The following is an 11,044-nucleotide window of genomic DNA, read 5'->3' on the forward strand; positions in this document are numbered from 1 at the left end:
CACCCGTGCGCCGGTCGCCGGCAATTGAAGCAAGCTTCAATCCCGCTGCCCCTCGACTTGCATGTGTTAAGCCTGTAGCTAGCGTTCATCCTGAGCCAGGATCAAACTCTTCATTGTAAAATATCTTGTACATCCCGTTAAGGATGCGTTTTGTCTCTGTTCAGGATACCGTATCTTTATTATATAATTGACGGTTTATTCTTTTTTTTCATCACACATTATTTATATGTGACGCTTGTACTACATTCTGTTTGTTTATTTAAAATCTTTCAAAGAACTTTCTTTCGTTTTGGAAGCGAAAGCATTTGCAAAGGTAAGCGATTTATTTTTAACCACCAATTTTTTTTCGAATATTTTTTCGAAAAAAATTTCGAAGCCAAAAACCGAAGGACTATTTCTCGCTTCCTTGTATACTAACAAGGTAAGATACTCAAGAACCTTACAACAACTCTACTACCTTCTCAACATTTCAACTTAACCGCCTTCCCTCTCGAAAGCGGATGCAAAGGTACGCACTTTTTTCTTTCCTGCAATAATTTGCACAACTTTTTTTCAAAAAATTATGCTGAAAAACATAACTTACTGTTAATCAATGAAAAATGAAACGAATTTTTTTACATAAGTGTTTCGAAGAAGCTAATGTAAAGATTTTTCACACATTATATATATTATATAAAGGTAACAATATATGAAAAATCTCATTAAGATATTATATCTTCTTGAAAAGTACCCTCATGCGTCATAACATTATCTTCTCCACACGGCCGTGTGGAGTACTCGACACGAACGTGTGGAGATCTCCGCACGGCCGTGTCGAGAGCTTGACACGAGCGTGTGGAGGTAAAATTATTTTATCGTAATAATTGAGGAATCCCCATGCGAACCGAATTGCGGCGCATAAACTGATATGACAGATACCGGACCTGAAACATATTTTCCTGAACGTGCCACGTATGCGTCATAACGTATAGTATAGGAACCTTTGCGCATCCGGTCAATGAAAAATTCTACAGACGCATCTTTATTTACGCGATAAAATGAAAGCCCTTCTGCCCAAGAATAAGAAGAGAGTTGGGACGCAACCTCAAGACATGAAGGTTTATCGTCCTTTATCCGTACAAAATCCATATCACGGTCTGCACTTACGGTTATGCATACCGTCACCTTATCGCCCACAGACAAAACGGAAGACGATGAAACTTCTTTTCCATCGCATATATACTTGCGTTCTATCCTCAGACCTTCACCATTGTAGGATTTCACTTTGTCGATACTTTCAAGACATTGTGAACAGACAGAAGCCCATCCGGCACCTGTACCTTTTCTTGAGAATTCAATATTCTCTGTTTTCCTGATATCAGAATCCTGCAATGAAACCGAAACATGTCCTATAGCGTCATCCGGTGTGGTATAAGTTTTATCCGCAACCTCCGCTGTAATAGCAGAGCCTGAATCAAGCACATCACTTCCACCTGCCAGAAACGCATAAATGGCATTTACAGATGCAACCGGAGTATCCCAAACCTGTACCTGTTTCTGCTTCAGCAACCACAGACGCATATCGTCAAGCAAAGTTTCTTTATTATCTCCCAAACGCATGATGGCTTCCATTGCAGACACGTGAACAGGTATTCTGTAATCGAACGAAGAATATCCGGCCTTATATGTATCAAAATATGAACCCATCTCATCATTGCTTACCATATATTCCATAACAGACTGTAGAAGGACTTCCGCCTCGTCTTTCTTTCCTGCCGCGTCCATAATGGTAGCCAATACCGATTTTTCATTTATGTCGAGCGATGCAGACTTTCCTACAAAATAGTCAATGAAATAATCGTTCACCTTAGCATCTGCAGAAGATGCCGCTTCATCGTCAATGGCACATATATACAGATAGCTCATAATCATATTCTGAGGCACGTAAGCGTCCTTGTTTTCAAGAATACTGTCATGACACCCGGCAGCTTCAGAAGCCAGATATCCAAGGGCTTTCTTATACATATCGTTCATCTGATAATTGAATGATACTCCCAAAGCCTTGAGTCTGGCCAAAGATTCCATTATCCGAAGAGTGATGTAAGTACTTGAAGTCATACCCTTGAACCATGGCCACGAACCGTCAGCCAGCTGTAACTTGGCAAGACTGGCAACAGCCGTGGAGAGTCTGTCGCTCATTGCGTTTACATCGAAAAGCATTGCAATACGCTGTTTTTTCGAAGCGTCATCTTCAGCATCAGCCAACCATGGGGTTTCTTCGATGATGATATTTTTAAGTTGTTCATTCTTTGACAGTTCCGACCATAAATCCTTTTCATCTTTTCCCTGTGCCATCCACGAATCGAACACTTGCCTGATTTTAGGATTGGATTTCACAATATGCAAAGACAATGAATTGGTATAAAGAGCCGTAGCCCACGACATTGCATCATCAGACGAAGGTGTGCCAAGCACAGGCAAAGCCTGAATGACATACCACTGCGGATTTGCAGTCATTTCTATGGTCAGTTTCCTGTTTGTAGCAGTATTGCTTCCACCGTTGAACAAGCCATCTGTAGAAACTGTTTTGGTTTCATCGCCTCTCAACTGAACAGGAATATTCTCTACAATTATCTGTTTGTCAGACAATACAGGAAGGTAATGACGCTCGCCGTCGCTGAACTCGCCAGCCTCAGCCATGACAGTACAAACCAGAACATCCACACCTTCGGAAACCTTATAGTTAAATGTCACGACTTCTGTCTCCCCTTCACGTACACTGAAAGCATCTGTCTTGGTATAAACCACCTGTCCGTTGAGCGGATTGGAAAGAGTCATAGTGACTTTTCCGTTGATATCCTCATCAGACATATTGATGAGAGATGATGAAATGGACGATTCATCACCTACCCTGACAAAGCGAGGCATATTAGGCTGCACCATAAATGGCTTGGAAGTGGTAAACGACGCCTTTACAAATCCGTAATCCATATTCTGAGTATGTACAAAACCATTGAAAGTCCATTCGGTCAATGCATCAGGCATTACGAACGACATAGTCACTGTTCCGGCAGAATCTGTACGCAGACGCGGGTAGTAGAAAGCGGTCTCAGAGAAATTCTCACGAAGGGCATGAGACACATTTCCGTCAGTTGCCTCTACGGCATCTTCAACAGGCAGATTCATATCCGCTTCCTCCACTGATGCTTTCCTGTTATAACTCTGTCCAGCCATATCAAATGAAGCTTCTTTTGCCTGGAATATATTATTTGACGGTGCCTTGGCTATAATCATTCCGCGCGAAGCATAATATCCCCATGAGAAAGGTATAAACTGTGTAAATCCGTCACCATAGATAAGATCGATTCCATTGCTGCCGTTTACATAAGCGTATGCCACACGCATATAAGGATTGTCATACACATGCAGACTCTGCATCAATACACGCGGTATCTTTCTTCCAAAATACAATCCGAAATGCCAACCGTGCGAATAAAGTTCGTCAAGCGAAGCATCGTATGCAGACGCCAACATAGAAGCACAGACAGGCTCCCCGTCTTTATTCCTTACAGTGAGTTTCCATTCCTCCTTCTGTCCGGGAACAAGCTTGTCTCTGAATGTTTCCCATGATACGTTGAGTTTCTTCTCAGGTTCAGGCTTCACAAGACTTACCACCTTCTTATACAATACTCCCTGACGCATAAAAGAGAAACATACAGTTATACCGTCACCATATTCTTCCTTATATCTGTAGCTGAACTTCTGTATTGAATTAGAGAATGTTATCCTACGGCTTTCAAGTCTTTTTCCAGCCGTAAACACATCAAGCATCATATAGACATCACTCTCGGAGCTGCCTATATAGAAATCGACAGACTTACCTTCATCAAACGAATTGCCGTCCTGATAGAACCACTCCACAGTCCGGTAAGGAGGAATACTGTCTGCAAGGGAGAACAGGACGAAATCCTGAGTCTTTGACACATCACGTCCCTTGGAGTCTGAAGCGGAAATCCTTATGCGGTATTTCCCTGAAGAAAGAGAATTGAATGAGTAAGGCACAAATGAATTCTGAGCCTTTTCCTCACCACTGAACACAGCCTTACCCGCTATCTTGCCTTCTTCATCAAGCTTGAAAACAGAATATCTGACAGTTGTTTCTACCGGCATCCTTTCGCAATTGAAAGCGTCAAAACGGATCTTGCCTATTCTTTCTTTTGCCACTTTGGAAGGCAAATCAGAAATACTCAAATCGAGAGATTTATCACCTACAGATACGGAATACTCCCCTACCTGAGTTTCACCGGAAAGGCTTGTTACCGTGGCCTTTACATTAAATCTGTAATACGCATTATCCGCAGTCTGCAAATCGCCGTCAGGCTTATCAAGGCAGAAATCTATATGGAACTTGCCGTCGGCATCAGTCATTGTTTCGCCAGTGGAAATTTCCGTTTCAGTACCGTTATATCTCCACCAAATATTTTCCATACGGACTACCCTATATTCCACCTTTGCCATGCGCAGAGGAGCACCGGCAAATGATGCAGCCCTGGCCTCAGTATGTACCGAATCGCCAAGCGAATATTCACTGCTGTTTTTCTCGAAAACCACATCGAAAGTAGGACGCTTATACTCTTCCACCCTTATACCGCTATATGCATTATCGACCTTCACACCGAAGTATCCCGGCAAAACATTCTGTTTAAGTACAAACTCCGCACTGTAAACTCCAAAATCGTCAGTGACTACCTTTTTCTTCTCCACCTCCTTACCATTGGTATCGGTCAGACTTACAGTCACTTCTTCCCCCTTAAGTACAGAAACGGAATCACCTTTTTGGACATATTTAACTCCTGACACATATACCATCTGTCCCGGACGATAAATCGAGCGGTCCGTGAATATGGTTGTCTGCCTTCTCGCTTCTTCGTTTGTGTTCAGGAAATGCTCTCCGGAATAGAAATTTGAGATATTCATAAAATCATTACCGGAGGTACGGACACTGAAATATTCAAGTTTATCCTTGGCGGTACTTACCACTACGCAGCCTTTTTCATCAGTGGGATAAACATTCTTCAGTTCGTATTTACCATCGTTCAGTGCGTATGAAAGTATCTCCGCTCCGGAAACCGGATGACCAGTCATACGATCGACGGCAACAAGTTCTTTTCTGTCGCCCGGCAATGGAATTACAATACACTGATAAGGAGATACATATACCACCTCATAGCAGACTGCCTCTGGCTTCTGCTTTGAGAAGAGCTTCATCATATATATACCGTCTTCAGGCAATTTATACTTCAATCTGGTTGTTCTTGATTTATAATCAGCAGTTGCCGGAAGAGTGAAGTTATTCACAGCCACACGGTCACCATGTTTCCTTATCAACTGCTCATAGTTTTTTCTGTCACGCAGTCTTTCCGATACCGGCGACACGCTGAGCCTGTAAGCCTCTATCGTCACGCTGGTCAGGTTTCTGTATGAAACTTCTATATCCGACCGATATCCGGGATATACAAACGGGATACGTATCTCCAGGCTCGGAGACTCTATCTCCTTAATCATATTATTCAGTTCGCCAGTCCATTCCGTATTTGGATATAGAGCAAGAGCTTTTTTCAATTCAGACATAGCCTCAACCTTTTTTCCCTGAGAACTATACTTATTTGCAAGCTTCAGCATAATATCACAATAGACTTCAACATCCTTATATTCAGATGCAAGACTCTCGAACATTTTCACAGCCTCATCCGGAGAAAGTTTATCCTTCGAATAAACACAATTGTCAGAAAGATAAACAAGACGCGCCTCACGTGTCAGCGCTTCAGCCTCTCTGTCACGATAAGGACTTTCAGCAGAAGAATATAAATCTATCAGCGAATCATAAACGCCTAGTATCTCATTGTGGATTTTCTGTTCATATCCCCTAGCCGGAAGTGACAACAGTGTACGTACAGCCTGACGGGCCAGGAAATCATACATATTGTCATCAAAATATTCCTTGCTCAATTCTTTAGAAACAACCACAGGATAATATAAAGCTGCTGAATACGATGCCAACAGATCCTTTTCCTTCAAAGACAGTTGCAAACATGAAATGACAGAATCAACCTCAGAAGGTGATACCGCTGCATAATTCATAGCCATAACGCTGTTAAGCACAGCTTTTCCCACTGCATCCTGTTCCGATGCAGCCCACTTCTTCAGCATGTCTTTCCGCTTCTGGATACTGTCAGGACTCAACCGCACCTTATATTCTGAACATACCATAAAAGCCTTTATCATCTGGGGTATGTTCTTCTTAGCCAATGCCAATAAGAAAATATTTTCAGATTTTTCTATTACGGAACGAGGGAGATCCTTTTTCTGAAGCGTTTCCACTTCCCTCCACATTTTGTCATAATTCTGAGCTTTAACCGATATCGGGAGGACGATGCCTATCATCATCAGACCCACAAAAAAACAAATCTTCTTCATATAATTTGATTTGGTTTTACCTATATGTCTATATAAAGAAACAATTTATAAACGTAAATGCTGCAATTTTAATGCTAAAAGATTATAAATCATGTTTTTTATCTATTTCGGGATAAAATATGACGCAATTTGCCAAAACCTAAACCTGAAAACTTGAATTATAATTTGACTTTACGCTTACCTTTCGCTATTTTTGCAATGTTGAACAGAATTTAAATACCGTTTAAATACTGTTTAAACACTGTTTTATTGCATTAAAAAAACATATTAAACCATTTATAAAATGAAAACTTTCAATTCACGAATGTCGGAAAAGGCAAAAAGCTGCATTTGGATGTCAATGATGTATTCAGTCACCGCGATAGCTTTATGTTTAGTGTTGGTATTGTTATCAGAAAAAAACATAGACAACCTGGTAGCATTTATCGCTTGTTTCATTTTTATGGCACTCACATCATGCATACGCATATACAACACGGAATGTAATATCACAGACGGGATACTCAATGTGAAAGATTTCAAATCAAAGTCAATCAAAATCGCGGAAATAAAAAAAATCACCTTATTGAAAGACAAAAAAAGATTTACCCTGAATATTCCATATGACACCATAGTAGAAGAAAAGAACGGAAAAAAAACATGTCTTGCACCAGAAAACAGAAATGAAATGGTCGGAATACTGAAGAATATAAATCCGGAAATCATTTTCGATTAGCAAAAATATAACCTTCACGGATAGACACAAACGGATAAAGAAACTCCAATATTGATGTACCTTTGAAGAAACATCAATATTGGAGTCTGCATAATATTTTTATTAAGAATCAAATAAAACGAACTATTTGATATATTGCAGCAGCCAATATGGCACTGACAGGAATGGTCAAAATCCAAGCAGTCATCAAACTTTTGGTCACTCCCCAACGTACCGCTGAAAGTCTTTTAGTAGCCCCGACGCCAATTATCGCTCCAGTGATTGTATGGGTCGTGCTTACAGGTATTTTCAAGAATTCCGTCAAATATAAAGTAAAGGCTCCTGCAGTTTCTGCGACAACACCTTCCAAAGGTGTCACTTTTGTAATGCGTGTACCCATTGTCTTTACAATTTTCCACCCTCCGGACATTGTACCCAAAGAAATAGCGGTAAAACAGGCAAAAGCCACCCAATCAGGCAAGTCATTAATGCTGTTTATTCCCATGCCAAGGCCTTCCGAATGAGCCGCAATTAAAGCAGCAGCAATGATACCCATGACTTTCTGGGAGTCGTTCAATCCATGACCTACACTGAACAAGGCAGAAGAAACAAGTTGTAATTTCTTAAACCATAATTCTGCCGTACTAGGATGCGCACGTCTGCATATGTACAACACCAACAAAGTAAAACCAAAGGCTATCACCATTCCGATAAAAGGAGCCAGAAAGATGAAAGCTACAATTTTCAAGATTATGCTCAATTGAATAGCCCCAAAACCATGCGCCATGATGGCAGCCCCTGCAAATCCACCAATAAGAGTATGGGACGAGGAGGAAGGAATGCCTTTCCACCACGTGAATAGATTCCATATTATGGCAGCAATGACACCGGACAATATTATAGGCAAAGTTATGAAATCCTCTACAACCGTTTTAGACACTGTATTGGCTATTCCGAAACCACCAATAATGTATTTGGCAATGAAGAAAGCCACAAAATTGAAAAACGCGGCCCATATTACAGCCTGAAAAGGAGTTAGAACTTTTGTTGAAACGATGGTAGCTATTGAATTGGCCGCATCATGGAAACCGTTGATATAGTCGAATATCAAAGCCAATACTATGATGATAACTAATAATTCCATGTATTTTCCCTGCCTTTATGCATATTTAACAATAAGATTTCTTAATATTTTCCCAACACGCTCGGCAGTATCTGTGGTTTTTTCCAATTCCTGCATTATTTCTTTGATTTTGATTAATTCCACGCAGTCCTTCTCTTCCTCAAACAATTTCTTTACGAACAACTCATATACGTCATCTGCCTGATTTTCAATATCATGTAATTTCTCGCAATACTCACGCAATGCGGCCGGTTTCTTACGGAACGTTTCAAGTTCATCCATCGCCTTTCCAATATAAATCGCTTCTTGCTGAAGCAACTTGCTCAGTTCCTTACCACTGTCAGAAATCGGATGGGGATTGTAAATAGTTATACGCTTCGCACAGCTATTTATACCGTCTATCACGTCATCTACCGTTGATGCCAAATCATGAATATCCTCACGGTCGAAAGGCGTTATGAATGTTTTTCCCAACTCATCAAAAATTTGATGAGTTTGTTTATCGCCTTCGCGCTCGACATCTTTGATACGTTTGTAATATTCACTACGTTTTTCCGGTGTATTATGTTCAAAACTTTCTACTAACAAGTTTGAAGAATAAATAAGAATCTCCGACAAATGTTTTAACATCGGAAAGAACTTGGGTTCCTGCGGCGCAAATCGGCTAAAAAAAGAATTTTTCATAAATATACACTGTATTTTAATTTCTGTTTGATTAATTAGTTTTTATAATTTATCTCTTTAATTTCAATTTGGTTCTTACTACTTCCACTATGGCAGGCAATATGGAAATAACAATGATTGCCACTATAAGAAGTTTCAAATTATTTTGTACAAAAGGCAGGTCTCCGAAAAAATATCCGGCATAGCAGAATAACGCAACCCATAAAACACCACCTGCCACATTATATATCATGAAAAAATAATAATGCATTTTCCCCATTCCTGCCACAAACGGAGCAAAAGTACGAACGATTGGCACAAAACGTGCTATGATGATTGTCTTACCTCCATATTTTTTATAAAACTCGTGAGTCTTATCCAAATGTTCTTGTTTGAATATGCCAGAATTTTTCCTGCCAAACAACTTTTTTCCAAAAAAATGGCCTATAATATAATTGCAAGAATCACCAGAAATGGCAGCGACAAAAAGTACCAAAACCAAGATATTGATTTCAATCGGCACACCGGGAAGAGCGGCTATAGCACCTGAAACAAACAGTAATGAATCGCCGGGAAGGAATGGCGTAACGACCAAACCTGTTTCACAGAAAATAATTAAAAATAATATAATATACGTCCATGCATGGTATGTTTGGACTATTTCAATCAAATGTCGATCTATATTAAAGATAAAATCCAGTAAAAAATCCATGTAAATAAATTGATATTAGCATATAAAAAAGAATTTAATTTTCATATTGCGGCAGGCAGGAACAATAATCCCGTATCAATAATCTTCAGGAAACATATATGAATAAAAAAAACGGCCCACCAACCTTATAATTTATGCTAAATCAAAATACGTTTGATTTGATAAATATAATAATTGTCCGAGTAACGAGTGAAGAGTAAAAAAGAGAAATAAGATGTCACCTTTTCTTCCGGCAAGAATATTTTCCGTAAATGGGTTATGCCTAAAGCATTAGAATAAGTCTTTAACAACTTATAAGACAAAGTGAAACGTCCGCTATTATAAACATTGTTATTTGCGATACAAAATTGAAACAATAAATTTACTCTTTCGTTATCAATCTCCTTTTTTTCGGACAAACCTCTGAATATATGATTGATTATCACCGTATCATTTTGCCATTCAGCCACACAAGTATTTTCATACTCCTGACTGTCATATACGGTGGAATAGTCACCCGAAATCAGGTATATCCCCAATGCGATGTATAAAAGAAACAGATACTTCACCATAGCGGGTGCAAATATACGAAGTTTTTTCATGGCGACGAAATTGTTTTTTATTTTTATTTCAGAAGAACAACTTCACATACATAAAGTAGCATGGCATTCCTCATCTGCTTTTTTTACCTCGCATAAAATCATACCTGTATATAAAATGGGCCATTATATAACTGTCCACACCGTTATATTCGGTTATGGAACGCACATTGGATTTCAAACTTCTTGATATATTGCTTTTACGGGCAAGCATATCATACGCCTCTATACTTAAAATCGCCCTACCATTATATTTTCTCTCATATACATCAGAAGTGTATTCTCGGGTATAAGGCCCTCATGCTGTGCTGGAGCGATGGTCGCACCCAGTTCATGCTCGACGTTTCCCTTCATGGCGAGAAGGGTAAAGTGGAAGGCAAGGAACAGGGGATGACGGCCGAACAACGCAAAAGGCGCTATGAGCGTAAACGCGATGCAGGCTCCCACGCAGCCGGACGTAAAGAAGAATACTTCATGGGTAAGGGCGAGAAGCTGATAGAGATGGTCAAGGCCGCTATCCGCTACAGGATTCCTTTTGATTATCTGCTGGTGGACAGCTGGTTTACAAATACCGGGCTTGTGGATTTTGTATGCAGCTGCCATAAGAAGTTTCATCTGCTTGGCATGGCGAAAATGGGTAATACAAAGTATTCCACCTCATGGGGAGACCTTTCAGCCAGATCCATTCTCAGCAGGCTTTCATCCTCAAGACAGATAAGGTACAGCAGACGTTACCATATTCACTATGCCATGACCGATGTGAAACTGGGCACACGGCAGGTCCGTCTGTTCTTCTGCCGGCGCGGCAAAGCTGAGGG

The 11,044-nt window shown here is 40.2% G+C and carries 6 protein-coding genes, 1 rRNA gene and 1 pseudogene; 2 read left to right on the plus strand and 6 right to left on the minus strand.

Features of this window, described 5'->3' with window-relative positions; genetic code table 11:
• Together I6E24_RS13330 and I6E24_RS13335 are read right to left on the minus strand one after the other, a co-directional pair.
• Positions 1-117 (minus strand): 16S ribosomal RNA (locus I6E24_RS13330); the annotation flags it as partial.
• A gap of 729 nt (positions 118-846) precedes the next feature.
• Positions 847-6,456, minus strand: coding sequence for an alpha-2-macroglobulin family protein (locus I6E24_RS13335; RefSeq protein ID WP_235329031.1), 5,610 nt, complete (start codon positions 6,454-6,456; stop codon positions 847-849).
• Between the two features lie 283 nt (positions 6,457-6,739).
• Here I6E24_RS13335 and I6E24_RS13340 point away from each other — a divergent pair, with 283 nt between their 5' ends.
• Positions 6,740-7,171, plus strand: a complete 432-nt coding sequence (locus I6E24_RS13340) for a hypothetical protein (RefSeq protein ID WP_235329032.1) — start codon at positions 6,740-6,742, stop codon at positions 7,169-7,171.
• Positions 7,172-7,280: 109 nt separating this feature from the next.
• Here I6E24_RS13340 and I6E24_RS13345 read toward each other — a convergent pair whose 3' ends face one another.
• The 4 genes from I6E24_RS13345 to I6E24_RS13360 form a co-directional block, all read right to left on the minus strand.
• Positions 7,281-8,294, minus strand: coding sequence for an inorganic phosphate transporter (locus tag I6E24_RS13345; RefSeq protein WP_154045107.1), 1,014 nt, complete (start codon positions 8,292-8,294; stop codon positions 7,281-7,283).
• Between the two features lie 15 nt (positions 8,295-8,309).
• Positions 8,310-8,957, minus strand: a complete 648-nt coding sequence (locus tag I6E24_RS13350) for a DUF47 domain-containing protein (RefSeq protein WP_154045106.1) — start codon at positions 8,955-8,957, stop codon at positions 8,310-8,312.
• Positions 8,958-9,006: 49 nt separating this feature from the next.
• Positions 9,007-9,648: a DedA family protein gene (locus I6E24_RS13355; RefSeq protein WP_235329033.1), complete on the minus strand. Its 642-nt coding sequence runs from the start codon at positions 9,646-9,648 to the stop codon at positions 9,007-9,009.
• A gap of 137 nt (positions 9,649-9,785) precedes the next feature.
• A complete protein-coding gene (locus I6E24_RS13360; protein ID WP_204404446.1) occupies positions 9,786-10,229 on the minus strand; it encodes a hypothetical protein in 444 nt (147 codons plus the stop codon).
• A 297-nt stretch (positions 10,230-10,526) separates the two neighbouring features.
• Here I6E24_RS13360 and I6E24_RS13365 point away from each other — a divergent pair.
• Positions 10,527-11,044: pseudogene (locus tag I6E24_RS13365) on the plus strand (IS4 family transposase); the annotation flags it as partial.

Source organism: Bacteroides caecigallinarum (genome assembly GCF_021530995.1).
GTDB classification, from domain to species: Bacteria; Bacteroidota; Bacteroidia; order Bacteroidales; family Bacteroidaceae; genus Phocaeicola; species Phocaeicola faecigallinarum.